This window comes from Streptomyces sp. NPDC102402 (assembly GCF_044765765.1).
Taxonomy (GTDB): Bacteria; Actinomycetota; Actinomycetes; order Streptomycetales; family Streptomycetaceae; genus Streptomyces.
In genome coordinates, this window is record NZ_JBIWKR010000002.1 from 226,394 (window position 1) to 250,294 (window position 23,901).

General features: G+C 72.7%; 22 protein-coding genes. 10 read left to right on the forward strand and 12 right to left on the reverse strand.

Annotated features, from left to right (window positions below; translation table 11 throughout):
* Positions 1 to 40: 40 nt before the first annotated feature.
* Positions 41 to 943: a hypothetical protein gene (locus ACIRJR_RS05870; protein ID WP_403774435.1), complete on the forward strand. Its 903-nt coding sequence runs from the start codon at positions 41 to 43 to the stop codon at positions 941 to 943.
* A gap of 18 nt (positions 944 to 961) precedes the next feature.
* Here ACIRJR_RS05870 and ACIRJR_RS05875 read toward each other — a convergent pair whose 3' ends face one another.
* The 5 genes from ACIRJR_RS05875 to ACIRJR_RS05895 all read right to left on the reverse strand — a co-directional run bounded on the left by ACIRJR_RS05875 (position 962) and on the right by ACIRJR_RS05895 (position 5,317).
* Positions 962 to 2,149 (reverse strand): flavin-containing monooxygenase, encoded by a 1,188-nt coding sequence (locus ACIRJR_RS05875; protein ID WP_403774438.1) that lies wholly within the window; start codon positions 2,147 to 2,149, stop codon positions 962 to 964.
* Positions 2,150 to 2,216: 67 nt separating this feature from the next.
* Positions 2,217 to 2,840, reverse strand: a complete 624-nt coding sequence (locus ACIRJR_RS05880) for a hypothetical protein (protein WP_403774441.1) — start codon at positions 2,838 to 2,840, stop codon at positions 2,217 to 2,219.
* 9 nt (positions 2,841 to 2,849) lie between these two features.
* Complete coding sequence (gene htpX / locus ACIRJR_RS05885; RefSeq protein WP_403774444.1) at positions 2,850 to 3,761, reverse strand: zinc metalloprotease HtpX; 912 nt, start codon at positions 3,759 to 3,761, stop codon at positions 2,850 to 2,852.
* Between the two features lie 69 nt (positions 3,762 to 3,830).
* On the reverse strand, positions 3,831 to 4,496 hold the full coding sequence (locus ACIRJR_RS05890) for a pyridoxal 5'-phosphate synthase (RefSeq protein ID WP_403774447.1): 666 nt from the start codon (positions 4,494 to 4,496) through the stop codon (positions 3,831 to 3,833).
* A 173-nt stretch (positions 4,497 to 4,669) separates the two neighbouring features.
* Positions 4,670 to 5,317, reverse strand: coding sequence for a TetR family transcriptional regulator (locus tag ACIRJR_RS05895; protein ID WP_403774450.1), 648 nt, complete (start codon positions 5,315 to 5,317; stop codon positions 4,670 to 4,672).
* Between the two features lie 412 nt (positions 5,318 to 5,729).
* Here ACIRJR_RS05895 and ACIRJR_RS05900 point away from each other — a divergent pair, with 412 nt between their 5' ends.
* Together ACIRJR_RS05900 and ACIRJR_RS05905 are read left to right on the forward strand one after the other, a co-directional pair.
* Complete coding sequence (locus ACIRJR_RS05900) at positions 5,730 to 6,524, forward strand: VOC family protein (RefSeq protein ID WP_403774453.1); 795 nt, start codon at positions 5,730 to 5,732, stop codon at positions 6,522 to 6,524.
* A gap of 205 nt (positions 6,525 to 6,729) precedes the next feature.
* Positions 6,730 to 9,096: a PQQ-binding-like beta-propeller repeat protein gene (locus ACIRJR_RS05905; protein WP_403774456.1), complete on the forward strand. Its 2,367-nt coding sequence runs from the start codon at positions 6,730 to 6,732 to the stop codon at positions 9,094 to 9,096.
* 4 nt (positions 9,097 to 9,100) lie between these two features.
* Here ACIRJR_RS05905 and ACIRJR_RS05910 read toward each other — a convergent pair whose 3' ends face one another.
* Positions 9,101 to 9,790 carry a hypothetical protein gene (locus tag ACIRJR_RS05910; protein WP_403774459.1) on the reverse strand — a complete coding sequence of 230 codons (690 nt, stop codon included), beginning with the start codon at positions 9,788 to 9,790 and terminating at the stop codon, positions 9,101 to 9,103.
* 246 nt (positions 9,791 to 10,036) lie between these two features.
* On the opposite strand from ACIRJR_RS05910, the gene ACIRJR_RS05915 reads away from it, so the two are divergent.
* The 3 genes from ACIRJR_RS05915 (at position 10,037) to ACIRJR_RS05925 (ending at position 12,302) form a co-directional block, all read left to right on the forward strand.
* Positions 10,037 to 10,444, forward strand: a complete 408-nt coding sequence (locus tag ACIRJR_RS05915) for a YciI family protein (protein WP_403774462.1) — start codon at positions 10,037 to 10,039, stop codon at positions 10,442 to 10,444.
* Between the two features lie 8 nt (positions 10,445 to 10,452).
* Positions 10,453 to 11,598 carry an RNA polymerase sigma factor gene (locus ACIRJR_RS05920; protein WP_403774465.1) on the forward strand — a complete coding sequence of 382 codons (1,146 nt, stop codon included), beginning with the start codon at positions 10,453 to 10,455 and terminating at the stop codon, positions 11,596 to 11,598.
* Positions 11,599 to 11,765: 167 nt separating this feature from the next.
* Positions 11,766 to 12,302 (forward strand): hypothetical protein, encoded by a 537-nt coding sequence (locus tag ACIRJR_RS05925; protein ID WP_403774468.1) that lies wholly within the window; start codon positions 11,766 to 11,768, stop codon positions 12,300 to 12,302.
* 196 nt (positions 12,303 to 12,498) lie between these two features.
* On the opposite strand, the gene ACIRJR_RS05930 is transcribed toward ACIRJR_RS05925, so the two are convergent.
* The 3 genes from ACIRJR_RS05930 to ACIRJR_RS05940 form a co-directional block, all read right to left on the reverse strand.
* Positions 12,499 to 12,693 carry a sigma-like protein gene (locus ACIRJR_RS05930; RefSeq protein ID WP_403774471.1) on the reverse strand — a complete coding sequence of 65 codons (195 nt, stop codon included), beginning with the start codon at positions 12,691 to 12,693 and terminating at the stop codon, positions 12,499 to 12,501.
* A gap of 196 nt (positions 12,694 to 12,889) precedes the next feature.
* Positions 12,890 to 15,844: a BTAD domain-containing putative transcriptional regulator gene (locus ACIRJR_RS05935; RefSeq protein ID WP_403774474.1), complete on the reverse strand. Its 2,955-nt coding sequence runs from the start codon at positions 15,842 to 15,844 to the stop codon at positions 12,890 to 12,892.
* Between the two features lie 258 nt (positions 15,845 to 16,102).
* On the reverse strand, positions 16,103 to 16,306 hold the full coding sequence (locus tag ACIRJR_RS05940; protein ID WP_003967102.1) for a cold-shock protein: 204 nt from the start codon (positions 16,304 to 16,306) through the stop codon (positions 16,103 to 16,105).
* A 286-nt stretch (positions 16,307 to 16,592) separates the two neighbouring features.
* Here ACIRJR_RS05940 and ACIRJR_RS05945 point away from each other — a divergent pair, with 286 nt between their 5' ends.
* The 4 genes from ACIRJR_RS05945 (at position 16,593) to ACIRJR_RS05960 (ending at position 21,450) form a co-directional block, all read left to right on the forward strand.
* Positions 16,593 to 17,471 carry a menaquinone biosynthetic enzyme MqnA/MqnD family protein gene (locus ACIRJR_RS05945; RefSeq protein WP_103760369.1) on the forward strand — a complete coding sequence of 293 codons (879 nt, stop codon included), beginning with the start codon at positions 16,593 to 16,595 and terminating at the stop codon, positions 17,469 to 17,471.
* A 381-nt stretch (positions 17,472 to 17,852) separates the two neighbouring features.
* Positions 17,853 to 19,526 (forward strand): serine/threonine-protein kinase, encoded by a 1,674-nt coding sequence (locus ACIRJR_RS05950; RefSeq protein WP_403774478.1) that lies wholly within the window; start codon positions 17,853 to 17,855, stop codon positions 19,524 to 19,526.
* 72 nt (positions 19,527 to 19,598) lie between these two features.
* On the forward strand, positions 19,599 to 20,798 hold the full coding sequence (gene mqnC / locus ACIRJR_RS05955) for a cyclic dehypoxanthinyl futalosine synthase (protein ID WP_403774481.1): 1,200 nt from the start codon (positions 19,599 to 19,601) through the stop codon (positions 20,796 to 20,798).
* A gap of 7 nt (positions 20,799 to 20,805) precedes the next feature.
* On the forward strand, positions 20,806 to 21,450 hold the full coding sequence (locus tag ACIRJR_RS05960) for an imidazolonepropionase-like domain-containing protein (RefSeq protein WP_403774484.1): 645 nt from the start codon (positions 20,806 to 20,808) through the stop codon (positions 21,448 to 21,450).
* A gap of 20 nt (positions 21,451 to 21,470) precedes the next feature.
* On the opposite strand, the gene ACIRJR_RS05965 is transcribed toward ACIRJR_RS05960, so the two are convergent.
* Genes ACIRJR_RS05965 through ACIRJR_RS05975 form a run of 3 tightly spaced genes read right to left on the reverse strand, consistent with a single transcriptional unit; the run spans position 21,471 to position 23,816 of the window.
* The gene (locus ACIRJR_RS05965) at positions 21,471 to 22,412 is read right to left on the reverse strand and encodes a DUF3152 domain-containing protein (RefSeq protein ID WP_403774487.1); all 942 of its coding nucleotides are present in this window, start codon (positions 22,410 to 22,412) and stop codon (positions 21,471 to 21,473) included.
* Between the two features lie 43 nt (positions 22,413 to 22,455).
* Positions 22,456 to 23,274, reverse strand: coding sequence for a hypothetical protein (locus ACIRJR_RS05970; RefSeq protein ID WP_403774490.1), 819 nt, complete (start codon positions 23,272 to 23,274; stop codon positions 22,456 to 22,458).
* Positions 23,275 to 23,285: 11 nt separating this feature from the next.
* Positions 23,286 to 23,816, reverse strand: coding sequence for a SigE family RNA polymerase sigma factor (locus ACIRJR_RS05975; protein WP_403774493.1), 531 nt, complete (start codon positions 23,814 to 23,816; stop codon positions 23,286 to 23,288).
* Positions 23,817 to 23,901: the final 85 nt, after the last annotated feature.

The following is a 23,901-nucleotide window of genomic DNA, read 5'->3' on the forward strand; positions in this document are numbered from 1 at the left end:
GGCGCTACGGTGCCCTCCTCCGGCAGACGGGGTGGGGCGTATGCGGAAACCGGTGTCCTCCGAGGGGACGGGGTCCGACGGCACGGTGGGGATGCTGGTGTGTGCCGCGCAGACGGGAGCCCTGCTCGCCGGCGTCGTGGTCGTGGAGTCCGGCCGGACCGACGCCTACGGGAGACCGCCCGGAAGCGCGCTGGGGCTCGTGTGCGTGCTCGTCTTCGCACCACCGCTCCTCCTGCTCTTCGGGGCGGTGCACACCTTCGTCATGACGATGCCGGCCGATCTCCTGGCACGGGCCGCCCTCCGCCGCGCGGACGGGGCACTGTGGCAGTGGCAGTGCGGGAGCGTGGTCGCGCTCGGAGCGGTGTACGCGGCAGGGCTCGCCGCCGTCGGAGCCCCGTTCCTCTGCTCCTGGGCGTGGATCTCCGGGAGCGGCGCACTGCCGCTTCTGGCTGTCGCGTGGTTCCACCGGGGCGAGCGCAGGCGGGGGCGGCCGTACAGCAAGGGTGATGTCTGGTTCCGGGTGCTGCCCGCCGGGTTCCTGCTCACGGCGGCGGTGATGGCGGCCTGCGGTGCCGCCCTCGGCACGGGCGCCGTCGGGGCGTACGAGGCCCCGAGTCCCACCGGCGAGGCCATGCGCGGTGTCTGGGTGGGCGAGGACGGACGGGCCGAGGTCCGTCTCCAGGCGGACGGCCGCGCGGTGCTCTCCGCAGTGCCGTACGGGGACTGGGAGGAGGAGGGCCGCTGCGACGGCACGGGGACGTGGTCGTACGTTCCCGAGGACGGTGCCGTCAGGGGCACGGTGGGCTTCGACCTCGCCGGGGAGGGCTGCCCGGTCGGCCCGTGGACGGTCGGCGGCACCGACGAACGGCTCGAACTGTACGACCTGTTCGGCGATCCGGACGGCGGCGCCGTGCGCGTACTCGTCCGACAGGGTCCCGGCTGAGGGCCGTTGCTCCCGCCGTCAGCCCCCGGAGGACACCCGCCCGGCTATCTTCCTCGCGTCCAGGGCGATTTCGCGGAGCATCCCGCTGATCGGGTTCGTGAAACCGGTGAAGTAGAGGCCCGGGGCCCCGTCGGGAGTGCGGGCGCCGTGCGCCCGGGGGCGGCCCCGCGCGTCCAGGACGCCGAGGTGGCCGACCAGTCCCTCCAGGGAGCGCTCGTAGCCGGTCGCCGCGATCACCGCGTCCGGGGTGATCCGGCTTCCGTCGGCCAGCACCACGGCGTCCGCGTCGAAGGACTCGACGGCCGCCACCGGGACCACCCGGCCGCTCTTCACCGCGTCGATCAGCCCGACGTCCTGGACGGGGATCGCACCCTCCTTGACCCGGGAGTACAGGCCCGTGTCGGGGCGGGGCAGGCCCTGGGCGGCCAGATCGGGGACGGCGACCCGGCTCAGCAGGCGCCCGGCCCGGTCGACGAGCCGGACCGGCAGCCTGCGGACCAGGACGGCGGTCGCCTGCGCGGGCCAGCCCGCCGTGGAACGGCGCACGATGTGCGGGGCCGTACGGACCGCGATCCGTACCCGGGAGGCGCCTCCCTCGACCAGGTCCACGGCGATCTCCGCGCCGGTGTTGCCGATGCCGACGACGAGGACGTCACGGCCCGCGTACGGGGCCGGGCTCCGGTACTCCGAGGCGTGCGCCAGCTCGCCCACGAAGTCCTCACGGCCGGGCCACGCGGGCACGCGCGGGGTGTGGTTGAAGCCGGTGGCCACCACCACCGCCCGTCCGGTCAGCACCCGGCCGCCGGTGGCGCTGAGCTGCCAGCCGGTGCCGTCGCCGGTGCGGTCGATCCGGGACACCTCGACCCCCGTCACCACCTCCAGCTCGTGGTGGTCGGCGTACTTCTCCAGGTAGCGCACCATGTCGTCGCGGGACACCCAGCGCCCGAACCGGCGCGGCATCGACAGCCCCGGCAGCGCCGACCAGCGCCGGATCGTGTGGAGGTGGAGCCGGTCGTAGTGGCGCCGCCAGGACGCCCCGACACGATCGGACCTCTCCAGCACCACCGCGCGTACGCCGCGCTCCCGCAGGGCGGCCGCGGCGGCGAGTCCGCCCGGGCCGCCGCCGATCACATAGACCGGCCGGCCGTCGGTGCGGTCGGTGGAGGCGGGAAGGACGTCGTCGGTGGCGGAGGTGCGTTCGGGCATGGTTCGGAGCGTAATGGGACATGGACATGATGGGTTCCGGTCCGGACGGGAATCGGTTGCGAAATGATCACGAGTGGCCGACCGGGCCCGTTCCGTCCCCTCGGAGACCGGGCGCACCCCATACCGGGAACCACCGGGAGAGGTCGCCCTCCACCCGCAGGTCGTCGCCCAGCACCGCCCGCACCTGAAGCTCCAGGCCGTTGTCGCGCCGCTCCCCACCGCCCGGTGCCGGGGCGAACGGATAGAACGTGCCGCGCTTGTAGAGGTACACCAGGGCCAGCGCACGCCCCTCCGGATCGCTGAAACCGATCAGCGAGCAGAGCAGGTGCGGTCCGAAGCCGCCGTCCTGGAGGAGGGTGTTGACCGCATGCAGGTCGTTGACCAGGGCCGCCGTGCTCTGGGCGGCGGGTTCCTGGCGGGCGAGCAGCCAGGTGTAGCCGTAGGGGTCGCGGCTGAACTCCACCGGGATCCCGCCGCGTCCGGTGTCCGCGTCGAGCAGCTCCCGCACGTCCTGACGGACCCGGGCGAAGGTGGATCCCTCCACCGCCGCGAAGCACACCGACCCCAGGCCGGTCGGCGTGAAGCCGGTGCCGGCCTGGAGGGTGAGCGCGGCGGACGGCACGGCGAAGAGCTGGTCGAGGTCGGGGCGTACCGGCTTGCTGCGCCCCAGGATGCTGTCGAGCAGTCCCACGGGAGCTCCTCACGGGTGGGAGAGGCCGGCCGAGATGCGGGCCAGCTGGTCGAGACGCTGTTCGAGGGTCGGGTGGGAGGAGAGCAGCCGGCTGAGGCTCTCCTTGGCGGCGAAGGCGGGAACGAAGTAGAAGGCGTTGTACGGCTCCGCCTTCCGCAGGTCCTCCGTGGGGATCCGGGCCATCTGCCCGCTCACCTTCGTGAGCGCGGAGGCGAGGGCCGAGGGGCGGCCGGTGAGCAGGGCTGCCGTGCGGTCGGCCGAGAGCTCGCGGTAGCGGGAGAGCAGCCGGGTCAGCAGGAAGCTCAGCGCGTACACGACCGCGCTGATCAGCGGGATCAGCATGATGATGATGCCCGCGGGGTCGTTGCCCCGGCTGTTGCGGGCGAAGCCGCCCCACAGGGCGACCCGGGTGACGACGCCGGCGAGGACGCCGAGGAAGGACGCGATCGTCATCACGGCCACGTCGCGGTGCGCGACGTGCGACATCTCGTGAGCCAGGACGCCCTCGAGCTCCTCGGGCTCCAGTCTCCGCAGCAGTCCCGTCGTGGCGCAGACCAGGGCGGTCCTCTCGCTGCGGCCGGTGGCGAAGGCGTTCGGCACGTCGCTCCGCGCGACGGCCACCCGGGGCTTGGGCATGTCGGCCAGCGCGCAGATCCGGTCGATCGCGCCGTGCAGCTCAGGCGCCTCCTCGGGGGTGACCTCGCGGGCGCCCATGCCGTACGCCGCGATGCGGTCGCTGAACCAGAACTGGGCGACGAACAGGCCGCCGGTGACGATCAGGACGACCGGCCAGGCGCCGCGCAGGACGGCGAGGAGCACGCCCGCGAGGACCACGTACAGCAGGCCGATGAAGAACATGGTGCTCACCATGCGGGTGGTCAGACCGCGGTCCGGGGCGTAACGGGAACGGGCTCGTGCCATGGGTGCCTCCAGCAGCTCACCTGACTCCCATAGTGCCCCTTTCCTGGTGAAACCGTGCGAAGGGGAGGTTCAGGGCCAGAGGAGCTCGCGGGTCCAGCCCGCGCCGTCCCGGCGGTAGCGCAGCCTTACGTGCCTCCGCCGGTCGTCGCCCTGGAAGAACTCCACCTCCCGCGGCTCGACCACGTACCGCGTCCAGGTCCCCGCCTCGGCGTCGGGCTCGGCCCGCGCGCGCTCCCACGCGGCCTCGGAGGCCCGTACGAGGTCGTCGAGCGCGGGCAGCACCTCGCTCTGGGACCCGGTCAGCGCGGAGGCGAGCGCTCCGGTGGACCTGGCCCGCAGGTCGGCCCTGCTCTCCTCGGGGCTCGCGGGGACGGCGGCTCCCCGCACCCGCACCTGCCGGCCCTGGGCGGGCCAGTAGAGGCCGAGGGCCGCCCAGGGGCGGGCGGCGAGCTGGCGGCCCTTCGCGCTGGTGGCGTGCGTGGCGAAGTGCCAGCCACGCTCGTCGGCGTCGTGCAGCATCAGCGTGCGCACGTCGGGCCGGCCCTCCGCGTCCACGGTCGCCAGGGTCATGGTGTGCGGTTCTGCCTGCCCCGCCGCCACGGCCTCGGCGAACCAGGCGTGGAACAGCGGGAGGGGGGCGGCCGGAGCGGCCGACGGATCGAAGCGTGGGAGCGGCACGTCCCAGACGCGCTGCGCGTGGAGCAGTTCGCGGAATTCATTCTGTGCATCGCTCATGGATCCATTCCACCGCGTCGCGACCCGGTGCGAAAACGCCGACGGCGGACCACGGGTGCGGAAACGCCGACGGCGGACCACGGGTGTGGTCCGCCGTCGGCGCGACAGGACGGGGGGAGCCGCGGGAGGGGTGCGGCGCCCGGCGTGTGCGGGGGAGTCGGGGCTGCCGGGGCCTACCTGGCCGGCTTCTTGCCGGTGATGCCGAGGTGGACCAGGAGTGCGAGGTTCGGCCGGAGTTCGGCCTGCTTCACGCCCCAGGTGGTGAAGCCCTTCTGGTGCGAGGCGACCCCCGCCAGCATGACGACCAGGGAGCCCGCCACCGCGGCAGGGCTGACGTCCTTGTCGACCTTGCCCTTGGACTGGAGTTCCTTGACCGCGTCCGTCAGGGAGTGGGTCACCGAGTTCATGACCTTCATGCGGATCTTGTAGAACCGCTTGTCGCCCTCGGCCGCGCCGAGGTCGACGACGCGGAGGATCGCGTCGTGGCGCCGCCAGAAGTCGAGGAATCCCTCGACGAGTTCCTCGGAAGCCTGCCAGCCGGCCTTGCCGACCCAGGTGCGGCCGCCGACCAGTTCGGTCAGTCCGGCACCTTCCTTGGCCATTTCCTCGGCGAGTTCGAGAACGGCGCCCTCGACATCGGGGAAATACTGGTAGAAAGTCGCGGGTGAAGTCCCCGCCTTCCGGGCCACGTCGATGACTTTGACGTCCCGGTACGGCGAGGAGCTGAGCATCTCGCTGAGGCAGTCGAGCAGCTTCTGCCGCGTCGCCTGACCTCGCCGACCAGCCACGCGGCCGTCGACGGTGCGTACTTGTCCTGTCATGCCGTCAGCTTACCGAGGGGTGATCCGAGCGCGATCTGACCGACTGCAAATGGGGAACGACCCAGTGCGGACGGGGTGGACAGCGCAATTCCCGATGATGTGCGAGCTGTTTCTCGCGCGGGTTCGGGGGTTTATGGAATTGCTCCTCTCTCCATGTCGGACGCGCCCCGATGGGATGTTGTTATCAACACCCTGTGGATAACTTCGGTGGACAACCCGTGTCCACGGGGGGTGCAGGGCCTTCACGATTCGGGCAAAAGTTCTATTCGGGCCTCCCGGGGCGCGCCGGAGGCCCCTCGACGTTACGTTGAGTGTGACGGGCGTCACGGCTGCCCTCGCCGCGGTCCACCGTGATCCACAGCTTCGCCGCCGCGGGCCGCCGCGATCTCACTGCCACGGAAGGACCCGGGCCATGGCCGTATTCGCGCAGTCCGCGCCGTGCTGGGTGGATGTGCAGCTCTCCGACCTGGAGGCCGGCAAGCGCTTCTACGGCGGGCTCTTCGGCTGGACCTTCCACGCGGGTGACGGCATGCCTTTCGCCGACGCGTACAGCGACGGCGCACTCGTCGCCGCGCTCGCCGCCAAGCAGGACGGCCGCATGCCGACCACCTGGGGCGTCTACTTCTCCACCGACGACATCCGTGCCACCGTCGCCCTGGTCCGGAAGGCCGGCGGGCAGGTGATCACCGATCCGGTGCGGGCCGGCGGGGCCGGGGTCATCGCCCAGGCCGCCGACCCCGGAGGCGCGGTCTTCGGCCTGTGGCAGGCGGGGGAGCGCGCGGGCTTCGAGAAGCAGAACGAGCCGGGCTCCTTCTGCTGGACCGAGGTCCACACCCGGCTGCCGGAGCGCGTCGACCCCTTCTACGAGGAGGTCCTCGGTTTCCGGGGGACCGACATCCAACTGCCGGGCGAGGCCGGGGCGACGGAGGACTTCCGCGTCTGGTCCCCCGCCGGGACCGAGCCGGGCGAGGACACCGCGGTCGGCGGGCGCGCGATCATCACGGACGCCTTCCCCGCGATGCTGCCCAGCTACTTCCTCAGCTACTTCGCCGTCGCCGACTGCGACCGCACCGCCGGGACCGCCGCGCGCCTCGGTGGCCGGATCACGGCCCCGCCCACGGACATCCCGTACGGGCGGATGGCGGTCCTCCAGGACGACCAAGGTGCGGCTTTCGCCGTTCTCCAGCCGACCGAACTGCTTCCGTAGCCGTCCCCCGGCCGTCCCGGAGGTGTCCTGAAAGGGGTGGAGTGCCACAAGACACCCCGATCCGCCCCCGGGTTCGCAACCGGGCCCCGAGCCAGGAAGAATCACCACTGCGCACCGCCAAGTGGTGCCCAGTGGTGAGACGCTGCACAGGGCGGGATTTCGCGGGCTTCTGTTCCTGAGGTCCGTACGGGGAGGTGGCAGGCAAGTGGAGCAGCTGACGCAGCATGACCCGAGGCGGATCGGCCCGTTCGAGGTGCTGGGACGGCTCGGGGCCGGCGGCATGGGGCTGGTCTATCTCGCGCGGTCGGCGTCGGGCCGGCGGGTGGCGATCAAGACGGTCCGTACGGAACTGGCCGAGGACCAGCTGTTCCGGGTCCGCTTCACGCGCGAGGTGGAGGCCGCACGCGCGGTCAGCGGTTTCTACACGGCCGCGGTGGTCGACGCCGACCCGAGGGCGGCGGTGCCCTGGCTGGCCACCGCGTACGTCCCCGCACCCTCCCTCGAGGAGATAGTGACGGAGTGCGGGCCGATGCCGACGCAGGCGGTGCGCTGGCTGGCCGCCGGGATCGCCGAGGCCCTGCAGTCCATCCACGGGGCCGGCCTCGTCCACCGGGACCTGAAGCCGTCCAACGTCCTCGTGGTGGAGGACGGGCCGCGGGTGATCGACTTCGGTATCGCGTCCGGTGTCTCCAACACCCGGCTGACCATGACGAACGTCGCCGTGGGCACCCCCGCGTACATGTCTCCGGAGCAGGCCCGCGACTCGCGCAGCGTGACCGGCGCCAGCGACATCTTCTCGCTCGGCTCGACGCTGGTCTTCGCGGCGACCGGGCACGCGCCCTTCCACGGGGCGAATCCCGTGGAGACCGTGTTCATGCTGCTGCGGGAGGGCCCCGACACCGCGGGGCTGCCCGACGACCTGCGCCCGCTCATCGAGTCCTGCATGCAGATGGACGCCACCCGGCGGCCCAGTCCGGCGGACCTCCAGTCCCAGCTGGCACCGCACCTGTTCGCCTCCGGCAGCGACGACAGCGGCACGGCGTCGGCCTGGCTGCCGACCGTCGCGACCGCGATGATCGAGCAGCGCCGGGGCGGCGGCCGTGCCGTCACCGTGGCGCCCGCCCCCGTGGTCGTGCCCCCGCCCCCGCGGCAGCCCCCGCCCGGTGCCGGCCAGGACGGGGCGTGGCGCGGCGGCGATGTGCGGACCGCCCCAGCCCCCGTACCGGTCTCCGCGCTCGACGGCGGGCCCGTGCAGCTTGCCGGCGCCAAGGTGCCGATCGGTCCCGGACCCCGCCCCGTGGAGGTGCGCGGCCCCGCCGCCGCGCACGCGGACCCGGCCACCGGCTGGGTGCGCGCGCCCGGCCAGACGTCGGCCGTTCCCACCGCTCCGGTACCCGCCCCGGCACAGGCCCCGGACACCGCGCCGGCCGTGCCGGAGCGCTGGCGGCCGTGGCGGTTCCGCATGTCGAACGACGTGTGGGGCACGCCCGTCGTGGTGGGCGATCTGCTCTACGTGACGTCCTTCGAGGTCCATGCCCTGGACGTCGGCAACGGGCGCCGTCAGTTCAAGACCCGTGACGTCGCCTGGTCGATGGCCGTCGACGGCGGCCGGATCCACGCCTCGGACGGCCCGTCGCTGTACGCGCTGGACGCGGCGACCGGTGCCGAGCGGTGGCGGCTCTCGACCGACGCCTGGGTGTACTCCCTCAAGGCCGACCGGGGCACCGTCCTGACCGGGACGCGTGGCGGCGGCGTACAGGCGTGGGAGGCGTCCAGCGGCGAGAAGCTGTGGGAGACCTCCGGCGTCCAGACGGACTTCGAGACGGCGGAGGCCGGACCCGTCATCCACGACGGCACGGTCTACCTGTGGCAGGACGCCCGGCTGCGGGCCGTCGACGCCCGCACCGGCGCCGAGCGGTGGTCGTACCCCGTCGGCGACGCCGCCTCCTGCGGCGGCGTGCCGGTCCGGGTGACCGCCGCGCCCGACGGCTTCGTCTACGTCGCGGCGGGCACCCGGGTACTGGCCGTGGACGCGGTCTCCGGCCGGGTGCGGTGGCACTTCGAGTCGCCCGCCGTCTTCCTCTCCCCGCCCGCCTTCGCGCCGGGCCCCGCCGTCACGGGCGGCGGGGTGTACCTCGCCGACTACCTGGGGACCGTGTACGCGCTGGACGCCTCGACCGGCAAGGACCGGTGGCGGATCGCGACGGAGGCCCGGCAGTCCGTCGAACCCGTGCTGGTCACGGCGGGCAACGTGCACGTCGGCAGCGGCAGCGCGCTGTACACGCTCGACGCGGTGACCGGCACGCCGAAGTGGCGGTTCGCCGCGGGGGGCGAGGTGGTCGGCGCCCCGGTGGTCGCGGACGGCCGGGTCCACTTCGGCTCGGCGGACCACGTGCTCTACACGCTGGACGCGGCGGGTGGCCAGCTCCGCTGGAAGCTGGCCACGGGCGGGGAGATCACGGGCTCCCCGGTGGCGCAGGCGGGTGTCGTGTACGCGTGCAGCAAGGACCGCTGCGTGTACGCCCTGGACGCGCTGAAGGGCACGGGGACGGGCAGCAGGGCCCGGGCCTGACCTCTCACGGATGCGGCGGGTGATAGCGGTTCCGGTCCGGGTCCTCGCCGGGGTAGGGGCGCTCCTCCCCGCGCTCCTCCCCCTGGACGGGGTAGGGGGCCGTGTCCTCGTCGGCAGGGGCAGCCCGGTGCCGGCCGGGCCCGGTGTACGGGTCCGCCTCCGGCTCGGGGGCGGACGACGTGTAGGCGGCCGGACCCGGCTCCTGCGTAGGCGGCCAGGTGTCCGGGTGGTCGTCCGGCGGTACGGGATACGGCTCGGCGACGGGCGCCGCCCGGGCGGTCCGCCGCCGCCCCGACATCAGCAGGGCGCCCAGCAGGAGCAGGATGCCGCCGGCCAGCGCCTGGGCCACGCCCCAGCGGAGCCCCGAACCCTCGCCGTCGACCGTCAGACCGCTCGCGGCCTGGCCCTGCCGGACCATCCAGAGCACGGTGAAGCCGAGCACGATCAGGCCCGCGAGGGCCACCACCCAGCGCGAGCGGAGCACGACCCCCACCAGGGTCACCAGCGCGGCGAAGAGGAACGGCAGCAGGATCGAGGCCATCACGGACGACGAGACGCCGGTGATGCCGTCGAACAGGTCCTGGATGCGGTAATCCCGCCCCAGGCGGTCCTGGTACCAGCGCTGGAAAGGGCTCTGGACGGCCGCCGCTGCTCCCACGAGTGCGACGACGGAGCCGATGACGTTGCGGATCATCGTCAGCCTCCCGGGCCTTGGCGCACGGCCGTGCGCACCGCTCCCCGCGATCGACGCTACGCCCGGCCGATCTCCCGTGCCATCGGAGACCGGCGGGAGCGGGGGACGTACGGAGAGCGCCGTCATCCGGGAGCCGGAAAAAAGAGAGCCGAAGAAAACCCGGAGGCGATGTCGAGAACCCGCGACCGGCACCGTCCCTGCTATGAACGCGACCACAAGGGGTCGTACCGGCGAGGGAGAACCATCATGGCGAAGTACCTGCTTCTCAAGCACTACCGAGGCGCCCCGGCCGCGGTCAACGACGTGCCGATGGACAAGTGGACGCCCGAGGAGATCTCGGCCCACATGCGGTACATGAACGACTTCGCGGCCCGGCTCGAAGGGACCGGCGAGTACGTCGACGGCCAGGCGCTCGCCCCCAGCGGCACGTTCGTCCGGTACGACGGCGAGGGCCGCCCGCCGGTCACCGACGGCCCGTTCGCCGAGACCAAGGACCTCATCGCCGGCTGGATGGTGATCGACGTCGACAGCTACGAGCGCGCCGTCGAGCTGGCCGGAGAGCTGTCGGCCGCTCCGGGGGCGGGCGGGGAACCGATCCACGAGTGGCTGGAGCTGCGCCCGTTCCTGACCGAGCCGCCCACCGTCACGGAGTGATCCCACCCATGGACGAGGCACTGCCGCGCAGCCTCACTCCCGGTGTGCTCGCGATCCTCGTCCGCCGCGGGGCCGACTTCGCGGCGGCCGAGGACGCCGTGCAGGAGGCCCTGCTGCAGGCCCTCCGCGCCTGGCCGGCCGACCCTCCGCGGGATGCGAAGGGCTGGCTGGTCACCGCGGCCTGGCACCGGTTCCTGGACGCGAGCCGGGCGGACGCCGCCCGGCGCCGCCGTGAGGACCTCGTCGACGAGGAACCGGCGCCCGGTCCCGCGCCCGCGGTGGACGACACACTTCAGCTCTACTTCCTGTGCGCCCACCCGTCGTTGACCCCGGCATCCGCGGTCGCGCTCACCCTGCGCGCCGTCGGCGGGCTCACCACACGCCAGATCGCCGCTGCCTACCTGGTGCCGGAGGCGACCATGGCGCAGCGCATCAGCCGCGCCAAGCGCACCGTCGCCGGGGTGCGGTTCGAGCGGCCAGGCGACGTCGCCACCGTGCTGCGCGTCCTCTACCTGGTCTTCAACGAGGGCTACTCCGGCGACGTCGACCTCGCCGCCGAGGCCATCCGGCTCACCCGGCAGCTCGCGGCCGTCGTCGACCACCCCGAGGTCGCGGGGCTGCTCGCCCTCATGCTGCTCCACCACGCCCGGCGCGGGGCCAGGACCGCGTCCGACGGCAGCCTGGTCCCGCTCGCCGAGCAGGACCGCGGGCGCTGGGACACCGCGCTGATCGCCGAGGGCATCGGCATCCTCCAGGAGGCCCTCGCCCGCGACCGGCTGGGCGAGTTCCAGGCCCAGGCCGCCGTCGCGGCGCTCCACGCCGACGCGCCCACCGCCGGGGAGACGGACTGGGTGCAGATCGTCGAGTGGTACGACGAGCTCGCGCGCCTCACCGGCAGCCCGGTCGTCCGGCTCAACCGCGCCGTCGCCGTCGGGGAGGCCGACGGACCGCGCGCCGGCCTGGCGGCGCTCGCGGAGCTGGACGCCTCACTGCCCCGCCACACAGCCGTGGCGGCGTACCTCCACGAGCGCGACGGCGACCTGACGACGGCGGCACGGCTGTACGCCGAGGCGGCCCTCAAGGCATCCGACCTCGCCGAACGTGACCACCTGACGCGCTGTGCCGCCCGGCTCAACTCCCGTCCGCGCCCCTGACGGAGCCGCCGCCCCGGGACCGGAGACCACGACCAGATCGTGACAGGGCCATGACGGGGCCATGGGGGAGCGTCCGGAATGCTGTGCGTTACGGTGTCGCGCGGCCCGCGCGGCGGCCGGAGGAGCCAACTACGGGAAAGCCGACTACAGCAAGGGGGGCTGCATCGATGATGCGGCGACAGATGAGGTTCGCGGCCGTACTGGTCGTGGTGGTGCTCGCGCTCACCGGATTCTCCACATCCAGCCACGGCGGCAAGAGCGGGAAGAGCCGGAGCAGCGGCGGTTCGGGCGGAGGCGGCTGCTCCAGCTCCAAGAAGAGCAACAACGGTTACCGCGACTACGACGACGACGACTACGACAGCTCGTCCAGCTCGTCCGGCGGCTCCACGTACGAGTCGGCCACGCCCGGCCCCACCGCCTCGGACGCCCCCGTGGTCCGCGTCGTCCGCTGCGCCCAGCCCAAGAAGGGCAAGCGCAGGGCGGTGACCTCCTCGACGGTCGAGATCCGCTCGACGGCGACGACCGAGCACACGTACGAGGTGGACGTGACGTTCGTCGACGCGAAGGGCCTGACCGTCGACACGGGCGAGGCGACGGTCGACCTCGCGAACGGCGACACCGCGACCGTGACGGTGAAGATGGACAGCCCCCGTCTGGTCTCCCGCGTGAAGCGCTGCACGGTCTCGGCGGAGCTGCGGTACTGACTCCGGGCGGTACGGCCGCTGGTACGGCCGCCAGGAAGGCGCTCACGGTCGCAACGCCCGGACCTGGACTGCCGGCCGGCACAGCTTCCGCCTGCCGTCCTTGCCCGACGCGCGGCGGCACGGACGCGCGGCGGCCGCGGCGGCTCCCCCTCCGCGCCGCCGCGGCCGTTCCCCCCGTCCCCCGCAGAGTGAAGGTCTACTTGGGCGTGGGAGCCGAACCGTGGTTGTCCAGCGTCGTGATCTCTTCGCCGGACGCGTGGTTGTCCAGGGTCGTGATGCCCCCACCCGAGGCGTGGTTGTCCTGCGTGGTGGCGACGCCCGTGTCGGCGTCGGACGCGTGGTTGTCCTGCGGCTTGAGGAGGTCGTCCTTGGCCTTCTTCGCTTCGCTCATCGTCAGCTCCCGTTCGTCATTCCGTGCGAGGTCGGCGATGCCCGCCCGGCCATTCCCCCGTGGATCGCCGGGCGGGCATCTCAGGGCCGCTCACCCTACTGGGACGGCCGTTCCGTCGATCCGCCTGCCCCCCGACGCGACGGCTCGATGAACCACAGACTGGCGCCCGGCGATAAACGAACGATGAACGCCATGGCTACGCCGCGGCCACCGGCGTGAGCAACAGGCGAGCCTCCTCGGCCTCGGGCGCGCCCAACTGCTCGTAGATCGCGAGGGCTTCGCGCCAGCAGGCCCGTGCGCGGTCAGGCTGGCCGATGGTGTCGAGCGCCTTGCCGAGCACGGTCAGTACGGTGCCGCGGCGCCACTCGCCCCCGATGCCACGGAGTGCGATCGCCTGCTCCGCGTGAGCAGCCGCCAAGGTCGGGCGGTGTGCGGCGAGGTGAGCCTCTGCCAGCCTGAAATGCGTGACGCCCTCCCACAGCGGCTGACGGTTGTCATGGAAGAGGGCCAGTGCCTCGGTGAGCTGGTTCAGGGCTTCGGACAGCCGGCCCGCCCGGGTCAGGGCAATACCCAGGGCGTATCGGCCGTTGGCCAGGCGCAGGCTGAGCCCCATCCGGTCGTAGATGTCGATGCCCTGCTGCGCGAGCTCTATCGCGCTGGAGATGCGCCCGAGTGATACGTGGATCCGGGAGAGATTGCACAGGGCACTCGCCTGGCCGACGTAGTTGCCGTCGGCCCGGAAGTTGTCGATGGCCTGGAGCAGATACCGTTCGCCTTCCTCGTGCCGCCCCTGGTAGATGGCGACCACTCCCCGGTCGTTGGGTGCCCAGCAGTTGGGAACCGGGTCGTCGGCCGAACGTGCGAGCTGCATGGCCAGCTGTGCCTCGGCGTCGGCTTCGTCGAAACGGCCCGCCACGATGTGGACATTGGTGATGGTGGTCCGGGCTCGGCCCTCCGCGTGTGCGTCCCCGCAGGTCTGAGCCGCGTCTCGCGTCTTCAAGGCCGCCGACTCGTACTGCTTCGAGTTCGCCCCGGACTCGGCCAGGTCCTTCGCGGCCCACAGCAGGTCGACCGCTCTGCGCAGCGTGCTGGTCCCGGTCGACTGCTGTGCGCACGCCAGGAGGCAGTTCGCTTCGGAGTAGAGCCAGTCCAAGGCGGAATGGCGGTTCTCGAACGTGAGCCCTGGGTACTGCGTCGGCTCCAGGTGAGTGACCAGCCGGTCCCCCGGCCGCTCCAGCGCGTACACCCCCGCCGCCGTGGCCAGGTAGAAGTCCAGCAGCCGCGAGAGCGCCAGGTCCTTCTCCACCGGCGGCTGTTCGTCGCGTTCCGCGCACGCACGCGCGTAGAGCCGCACCAGGTCGTGGTAGCGGTAGCGGCCCGGGGCGGCGGACTCCAGGAGGCTGGTGTCGACCAGGGTCTCCAGGAGGTCCTCCGTCGTGTGGGGGTCCAGGTTCAGGAGCGCGGCCGCCGCGGCGAGGGAGATGTCGGGGCCGTCCGCCAGGCCCAGGAGGCGGAAGGCGCGGGCCTGGGCCGGCTCCAGCTGGCCGTAGCCGAGCTCGAAGGTGGCCTTCACCGCGAGGTCGCCCGCCTGGAGTTCGTCGAGGCGGCGGCGTTCGTCGGCGAGCTTCGCGGCCAGCACCGAGACCGTCCAGGTGCGGCGGGCGGCCAGCCGGGAGGCGGCGATGCGGATGGCGAGGGGGAGGAAGCCGCACGCGGCGACCACGTCCAGGGCGGCCTCGCGCTCCGAGCGGACGCGCTCGTCGCCGACGATGCGGGTGAAGAGCCGCAGGGCCTCCTCGGGGGACATCACGTCGAGGTCCACGAGGTGCGCGCCCGCCAGGTCGACCATGCGGACGCGGCTGGTGACCAGGGCCGCGCAGCCCTCCGTGCCGGGCAGCAGCGGCCTGATCTGGGCCGCGTCATGGGCGTTGTCGAGCAGGACCAGGATGCGGCGGCCGTCGAGGGCGGAGCGGTAGAGGGCGGCCCGCTCGTCGAGGGAGTCCGGGATCGCGGAGTCGGCGGTGCCCAGGGCGCGCAGGAACGCCCCGAGGACCGTCTCGGGTTCCGCGGCCCGGTTGCCCGCACCCTGGAGGTCGACGTACAGCTGGCCGTCCGGGAAGTGACGGCGTGCCTGGTGGGCGACGTGCACGGCGAGGGTCGTCTTGCCGACGCCGCCGATCCCGGCCAGCGCGGAGACCGCCATCACGGAGCCCTCGGCGGTCGCGATCCGGGCGCCCAGCTCGCGTACGAACGCGTCGCGTCCCGTGAAGTCGGGGACGGTGGCCGGGAGCTGGGCCGGGCGGACCGGGGCGGGCGCCGCCGCGGGCTCGTCGGCGGGGCGGGCCAGCTCCTCGTCGGCCCGCAGGATCCGCTGCTGGAGCTGGGCGAGCTCGGGGCGCGGGTCGACGCCCAGTTCCTCCGCGAGCAGGCGGCGGGTGTCGGCGTACACCGCGAGGGCCTCGGCCTGCCGGCCGCTGCGGTACAGGGCGACCATCAGCAGTTCCCGCAGCCGCTCGCGCAGGGGGTGCGAAGCGGTGAGCGCGGTCAGTTCGGAGACCGCCTCGGCGTGGCAGCCGACCTCCAGGTCCAGGTCGAGACGTGTCTCGACGAGCTGGAGATGCCATTCCTCCAGGCTGGTGCGCTGGTTCTCCGCATAGGGCCCGGGGAGGGAGGCGAGCGCCTCGCCGTCCCAGAGGCCGAGCAGTTCGTTGAGCAGGGTGCGGGCCCGGCAGCGGTCCCCGCCGCCGCGGGCCTTCTCCGCCTGGGCGGCCAGGTCCTGAGCGGCGGTCAGGTCCAGTGCCTCGCGCGCGATCCGGACGGCGTACCCGCCGGACTCGCTGACGAGTGTGTCCTGGCCCAGGATCTTGCGGAGCCGCGAGGCGTACGTCCGTACGGTGGCCAGCGCCTGGGACGGCGGGTCGTCGCCCCAGAGGGCGTCGATGAGTTCGCCGGCGGTGGCCGTGCGGCCGTCCCGCAGGAGCAGGGCTGCCAGCAGGGCGCGTTGCTGCGGGGAACCGGACGGCAGGAGCACGCTGCCGCGCCAGGCGCGTACCGGGCCGAGGACGGTGAAGCGCAGTGAGGCTCCGGCTGTTCGCTCCTGTGGAGCACGCTGCTCCGGAACGCGCACGCCGGGTCCGTTGTCGCGGTTCATGGTGCCCCCTGTACTGCTCGCCCCGCCGGTCCTGCCGACCCCGCCGCACCACACCGGTGGTACCGGGCTCAACAGTCTGCCTTGTGATGGGCGGGCTCGTCAGCATCGGGTGTCGCTCTGCACAGGGCCTCGACAACGACGGCCCGGGCCGGCACCGGCCCGGTGCCCCGAAGGCAGGAGCCCCGCTCCCCCGCCGAAGCGGGGGAGCGGGGCTCCTTGGGTACTGCTCACTCGGCCGCGATCGGCCGACCCGGGCAACTAGGCCGGGGTGACGTTCTCAGCCTGCGGACCCTTGGGACCCTGAGTGACGTCGAAGTTCACGACCTGGTTCTCCTCGAGGGAGCGGAACCCGGACGCGTTGATCGCGGAGTAGTGGACGAAGACATCCGGGCCGCCGCCGTCCTGGGCGATGAAGCCGAAGCCCTTTTCAGCGTTGAACCACTTGACGGTTCCGGTAGCCATAAAGCCCTCCTTGGGCCAAAGGGTTGCCCTGCTCCAGAACCTGCAAACAAGTCTGAAAACTACAAAAGCCTGCGGGTTACATGCTCCGCAGGCTCTGTACTGCAAGGGAAACCAAACTGCAACTTGCGGGCGAGCCTAGCACGCAGTGTGCGGGGAGCGGTAGAGGGAAAGATCACCTCACTCGGATGTTTGATCGGGCCCTCGCGGAGCTGACGGACAAGGCCTCGGGAGCGCTCTCGGACGCCCCGATGAAGCGGGTCGGCGGGGGCAGGTCTAGCCTCGCGATGTGGACAATTCAACCGTCTCTCCCGTAGAAGGCGACGACCGTCGCAGCAGGCCGCGCGTCGGCCACATCCAGTTCCTGAACTGCCTCCCCCTGTACTGGGGCCTGGCACGGACCGGAACCCTGCTCGACCTGGAGCTCTCGAAGGACACCCCGGAAAGACTCAGTGAGCAGCTGGTCAGGGGTGATCTGGACATCGGTCCGGTCACCCTGGTCGAGTTCCTGCGCAACGCCGACGACCTGGTCGCCCTCCCCGACATCGCCGTCGGCTGCGACGGCCCCGTCATGTCGTGCGTGATCGTGTCCCAGCTGCCCCTGGAGCAGCTGGACGGGGCCCGGGTGGCCCTCGGGTCGACCTCGCGCACCTCCGTGCGCCTGGCCCAGCTGCTGCTCTCCGAGCGGTACGGCGTCGCCCCCGACTACTACACCTGCCCGCCCGACCTCGGCCTGATGATGCAGGAGGCGGACGCGGCCGTCCTCATCGGTGACGCGGCCCTGCGGGCCAACCTTCACGACGCTCCCAGGCTCGGACTCCAGGTCCACGACCTGGGTGAGATGTGGAAGGAGTGGACGGGGCTGCCGTTCGTCTTCGCGGTCTGGGCAGCGCGCAAGGACTACCTGGCCTCGCACCCCGACTACGTGGAGAAGGTGCACGAGGCGTTCCTGGCCTCCCGTGACGTCTCGCTGGAGGAGGTCACCAAGGTGGCCGAGCAGGCGGCGCGCTGGGAGGCCTTCGACGCCGAGGTGCTGGAGCGCTACTTCACCACCCTGGACTTCCGCTTCGGCCCGGACCAGCTGGCGGGGGTGCGCGAGTTCGCCCGGCGGACCGGCCCGACGACCGGCTTCCCGGCGGACGTCAAGGTCGAACTGCTCGGCGGCTGACACGCGGCGAGCACGGGAATGGCGCGGGGGAGAAGAGGAATCCCGCGCCTTCCCGCACCTTGGCACACGGGTGCCCTTTACCCCTGACGCGCGGCATCGGCATTCCGTTCCCGGGAAAGGGCGTCAATGTTCCGGAGTTCCAGGCGGAGTACCTGCCCGCACGCGTGGGGAGGAATAGCGGATGGCTTCCACAAGCCCTTCCGGTTTCTCTCCGGTGAACCCGGGCGGCACCGGACGAACGACGTATTCGCGCCTTTCCGAGTGGCGAAATCCCTGCTTCATGCCGATAGGGGCGGTATCGGCGGAAGGGGTCTCCGTGACCCCGCGAGCCGCGCCCCCTAGGCTGCCGTCCGAGTTCCGGGGTCCACAGGGGGAGACCGTATGCAACCGCTGGAAGCCGGCGAACCGCACACCATCGGCGCCTACCGGCTGCTCGGCAGGCTCGGGGCCGGCGGGATGGGCCGGGTCTATCTGGGCCGCAGCGCCGGCGGCCGTACCGTCGCGGTCAAGGTCGTGCACCCCCACTTCGCCCTCGACGAGCAGTTCCGCGCCCGGTTCCGGCGCGAGGTGGACGCCGCGCGGCGCCTCGGCGCGCAGTGGACGGCCCCGGTGCTGGACGCCGACCCCGACGCGCCCGTGCCGTGGGTGGCCACCGGATACGTGGCCGGGCCGCCGCTCTCCGACGCGGTCACCCGTCACGGCCCGCTGCCCGAGTGCGCGGTACGGACCCTGGGCGCGGGGCTCGGCGAGGCGCTCGACGCCGTGCACGCGCACGGCCTCATCCACCGGGACGTGAAGCCGTCCAACGTCCTGCTCGCCCTCGACGGCCCCCGGCTGATCGACTTCGGGATCGCCCGGGCGCTCGGCGCCACCGTCTCCCTCACCTCGACCGGCGTCTCCGTCGGCTCGCCCGGCTACATGGCCCCGGAACAGATCCGGGGGCTCGACCTCTCCGGTGCGGCCGACGTCTTCTCGCTCGGCGCGGTCCTCGCCTACGCGGCGACCGGAGCCGCGCCCTTCCTCGGCGACTCCTCCGCCGTACTCCTCTACAAGGTGGTCCACGAGGAACCCGAACTCGGGGAGCTGGAAGGCGAACTGCGGGAACTGGTGGCCGGGTGCCTGGCCAAGGACCCCGCCGACCGGCCCGCCCCCGCCGAGCTCGCCCGCAGGCTCGCACCCGGCGGGGCCGCCGCGCTGGTGGCTCCCGGCTGGCTGCCGGGCCCCCTGGTGCGCGAGGTCAGCAGTTCGGCGGTGGCCCTGCTGGACCTGGAGCCGCAGGACGCGCCCGTGCGGTCGGGCCCCGTGCCGTTCAGCAACGCCTCCCTGGGGAGCGCGGCGCCCGGCACCTTCGGGCCTCCGCCGCCGCCTCCGCCCGCCGGGCCGCCGGCCGCCGTGGGCGCCCCGGGGGAGCGGGACCAGGGGTCCCGCGTCGCCCTCACCGTGGGCTCCGTCCCGCCGTCCGGCGGCCGAAGGGGGCGGCGGGTCAGCTGCACCGTCGCGCTGGCCGTCGCGGGCGCGCTCGCCGTCGTGACGGTCGGCGCCGCGACGCTGGGGGACCTCTTCGGGAGCGGTGACGACGACCGGGGCAGCGACGCCGCCCAGCAGCCCCCGTCGGCCGACCGCTCGCAGTCCCCGCCGGACGCCGCGCAGTCCCCGCCCTCACCGGCCGCCTCCGCGCCGGTCGGCGCACTGCCCGAGGCCTTCGCCGGTACGTGGAAGGGCTCCGCGACCGAGCGCAGCGGCGCGCCGCACGGCTCGGTCACCGCCGTCTTCGTCGAGGGGAGGAAGGGGGAGGAGGTCGTCCGGCTCTCGTACCGCTTCGACGCGCTCGGGACGACCGTCGTCTGCAAGGGCGTCGGCACCCTCGTCTCCGGGACGGCCACCGAGGTGAAGATCCGGGAGCGCGCCGACCCCGATGCCCGCACCGGCACGATGTGCACCGGCGGGGAGGCCGACCTGGACTTCACCCTCACCTCGGACGAGACCCTCCTCTACGAGTCCCACGAAGACGCCGCGGGCACGCCGAAGGGCACGCTCACCCGGTCCGACGGCTGACCCCGGGAAGGGCTGGCGTAGGCTGGATCGGTCCGTGGATCCGTAGAAAAACCGCCGAAAGGTGACAGCCCGGTGACCGAGAAGGCCGACCTTCAGCCCGTCCTCGACCGCGCCGCCGAAGGCGGGCGGATCACTCCGGAGGAGGCGCTCGACCTCTACAGGTCGGCACCGCTGCACGCGCTGGGGGCCGCGGCCGACGCCGTACGCCGCCGCCGCTACGCCGGTACCGAGCACATCGCGACGTACATCATCGAGCGCAACATCAACTACACCAACGTCTGCGTCACGGCCTGCAAGTTCTGCGCGTTCTACGCGCCGCCCAAGGACACGGCCAAGGGCTGGTCCCGCGACCTCGACGACATCCTGCGCCGCTGCGCGGAGACCGTCGAGCTGGGCGGCACACAGATCATGTTCCAGGGCGGCCACCACCCGGACTACGGCGTCGAGTACTACGAGGAGCACTTCTCCGCGATCAAGAAGGCGTTCCCGCAGCTGGTCATCCACTCGCTCGGCGCCTCCGAGATCGAGCACATGGCCCGCATCTCGGACGTCTCCGCGAAGGAGGCCATCGAGCGGATCCACGCCGCCGGTCTCGACTCCTTCGCCGGCGCGGGAGCCGAACTGCTGCCCGCCCGGCCGCGTACGGCGATCGCCCCGCTCAAGGAGTCCGGCGAGCGCTGGCTGGAGATCATGGAGATCGCCCACGGCCTCGGCGTCGAGTCCACCTCCACCATGCTGATGGGAACCGGCGAGACCAACGCCGAGCGCATCGAGCACCTGCGGATGATCCGCGACGTCCAGGACCGCACGGGCGGCTTCCGCGCCTTCATCCCGTACACCTACCAGCCGGAGAACAACAAGCTGAAGGGGCAGACGCAGGCCACGCTCTTCGAGTACCTGCGGATGATCGCCATCGCCCGGCTCTTCCTCGACAACGTCGCCCACATCCAGGGCTCCTGGCTGACCACGGGCAAGGAGGTCGGCCAGCTGTCCCTGCACTACGGCGCGGACGACCTCGGCTCGATCATGCTGGAGGAGAACGTCGTCTCGTCGGCCGGTGCCAAGCACCGCTCGAACCGGCTCGAGATCATCGACCTGATCCGCAAGGCCGGCCGCGTCCCCGCTCAGCGCGCCACGACCTACGAGCACCTGGTCGTCCACGACGACCCGGCGAACGACCCGGTCGACGAGCGCGTCGTCTCGCACATCTCCTCCACGGCGATCGTGGGCGGCACGGCGCACCCGGAGCTCAAGCTCCTCGACGCCAACTGAGGCACGCGTGCTGACCGTTCACGCCGCGCCACTGGTCCTCCCGGTCGGCGCGGCAGCCGTCCGCGGCGGCGCGGTCGCCGTGGACGGGGACCGGATCGTGGCCCTCGGCCCGTACGACGCGGTCGTGGCCGCGCATCCCTCCGCCCGGGTCCGGGAGTGGCCGGGCGTCCTCACCCCGGGCCTGCGCCAGTGGGACGGCCTCCCGCTGCTGACCCGCTGCTACCACCCCGACCCGCGCGAGGCCGACGAGCTCGGCGAACAGCCCCTCACCGGGGCGCGGTTCGAGCAGCTGGCCGAGCGGATGGACGAGCCCCGCCGGGCCGGAAGCGTACGCCGCGGGCTGCAGCGCATGCTGCGCCACGGCACCACCCATGTCGCGGGCGTACTCGGCGAGCCGGCCGTGCGCACCGCCGTGGGCCGGGCGGGTCTGACGGTGGTCCCGCCCGCCGGGGCCCCGGCCGGCGGACCGGACCTGGACCCCTTCGCGCGGGGGCGCGACCTGGCGGGTTCCGCGCACGGCCCGCTCGCCGTCGGCGGCCGCGCCGACCTCGCGGTCTTCGACGTGGCGGACGAGGCGGAGCTGTGCGCGGCGGGCGCCGTCACCTGCGTGGCCACGGTCCTCGGCGGGCGGCTGGTGCACCGGCGGCGGTGAGACGCTCCCGGGGCGCGGCCTCAGGCCACGGAGGGCCCGCCCAGGTAGCGGCCGTCGCCGTCGTACGGCCAGGCGTTGGACACGCAGCCCTTCAGCCCCTTGATCTGCTGCATCATCGCGGGCGCGGGCTTCCCGGCGCCGGGGCACGTCTCGTGGCCGTGTCCCAGCCAGTGGCCGACCTCGTGATTGATGATCAGGGCCCGGTACTCGGACGCGGACCCGTCGAACGTCGGTGAACCGAGCTGCCAGCGCCGCAGGTTGACCATGACGTTCTTGCCGCCGCGGCAGTTGACCTCGCCCCGGGTGTCCAGGTCGTACTGCCCGCAGAGCCGGTCCGTGGTCCTCGGCGTGCCGATCCGGATCACCAGTCCGGCGCTGTCGTCCGCGACCTGGCGGAAGGTGTGGCTGTCGCCCTTGCTCCAGCCCCGTGGGTCGGACAGTATCTCCGCGACGTCCTCGGCGGCGCTGTCCGGGTCCACCCCGATACCGTCCTCCACCTCGACGCGGTAGCGGCTGCCTCCGCCGCCGGAGGAGACGCCCTCGTGCGCCACCGTGAAGGTGCCGGGACCCGAGGACGGCACGGAGGCGGGATCCACGGACTCCTCGGCGCTGGGCGAGCCCTCGGGGGACTCGGAAGCCGAGGGGCTCACCGACACCTTCGGCGAAGCCGACGCCGGGGGCGAGGCGGGGGGTGGCGGAGCGGTCCGGCCGGGCTCCAGGTCCGCCGCGACCGCGGCGCCGTCGTCCTGCCACGGCGCGGCGGTGTAGAGGAAGGCCGCGGCGGCCACCACCGTGAGCACGGCCCCGGCGAAGACGGTACGACGTCTTCGCATCCGTCTTCGGCGGGCGACGGACCGTCTCCGGGCCTCCGTACGGGAGGGCCCCGTCCTGGGAGCGGGCGCCCCGGCCCCCCGCCGGGGGGCGCCGCTCCGTATTCGGTAGGTGTCGTCGTCGCTGTACATCGTCCGGTGAATGCCCGTCGTCTCGGAACGTCCGTGCGGGGGATCACCCGCCCCGCACGCTGATCTGCTTCTGGAGTACCGGGTGCTCGTCCGCGTACCGCACGACGTCCAGCAGCCCGCTCTCCCTTACGCCGTCCAGGAGTTGCTGGGTGGTCACCGGCGCGGAAACCCCTTTCCCCTCATCGGGAGAGACGTCGATCAGCACCGTGCTGTTCCCGATTTCGAAGGCGATCGACGTGGACGTCGTCTCCAGGGAGTTGACGGCGGCGACCCGGAGCCTCGCCTCGACGGAGTCGGTGAGCTCCTCCTTCACGCAGGTCATGCGCTTCTCGGGGACGCTCCGGCACTCTCCGGCGGCCCCGCCGTCGCCCGGACGGACCGAGAAGCCCACCTGGAAGACACTTCCGTCCTTCTCCCCCTGGTAGCGCGCCACGGAGGAGTCGACCGGGCGGATCGTGCCGACCGTGTCCGGCAGCGCCTCGTCCAGCGCCACGGCCGCGCGCTGCTGGAAGTCCTCCAGGCGCCGCCGCTCCCCGGGGGGCAGCCCGGCGAGGGCGCCGTCCTCCTCCGCCTCCCCGGGCGACGGCGCCACATGGACCGGGGTGCGGTACGGCGCCGGTGCCGCGGCCACTCCCGTGCCGGAGGCCACGGTGTCCGGGCCGGAGCCGCCGCCCGACAGCGCGGCGGTGCCGAGCGCCACCAGGGAGACCGCTCCGAAGGCGCCCGCCGTGAGCGCGAGCCGGGTCCTCGCCCGGCGCCGCCTGCCCCGGGCCACCGCGCCGGGCACCAGGTCGGGAAGGGGGGCGAGCCCGTCCGCCGTACGCTTCATGACGTCCTTGACCAGCAGGGCATCCTTGCTCATCACGCGGCTCCTCAGTTCGGGGTGGTGTAGACGTGGGCCGGTCCGAGCTGCTCCCGAAGGCGGGACAGGGACCGTGAACACTGGCTCTTGACGGTGGACTCGCTGCACCTGAGCAACTCGGCAACCGACTCCACGCTGAGGTCCTCCCAGTAGCGCAGTACCACCATCGCCCTGGCCCTGGGCGGCAGTTCGGCGAGCGCGGCCAGCAGCGTCACGGTCAGGTCGGGGCCGACCGAGGCCCGGGGCACCTCGACGGGCGTGTGGGCCAGGAGGTCGCGCAGCCGCCGTCTGCGCTCCGCGAGATACGTACGCGTCAGCACCGTGCGCGCGTAGGCCTCGGGACGGTCGGCCGTGCTCACCCGCCGCCAGTGCTGGAAGATCTTCGCCAGGGCCGTCTGGGTCAGGTCCCGGGCGCCCTCCTGGTCACCGCAGAGCAGATACGCCGTGCGGTACAGACGCTGCTGGTTGGCCCGGGCGAAGTTCTCGAAACCGTCCTCGGAGCCACTCGGGCCGGTGGAGTCCCTGTCGCGCAGAACGGACATCCGTCCCCCCTCTCACATCATCCGGTGGGTCACACCCCTTTATGAGCACCGTCGGCACCGAAAGGTTGAAGCCGGTCCACGCCGC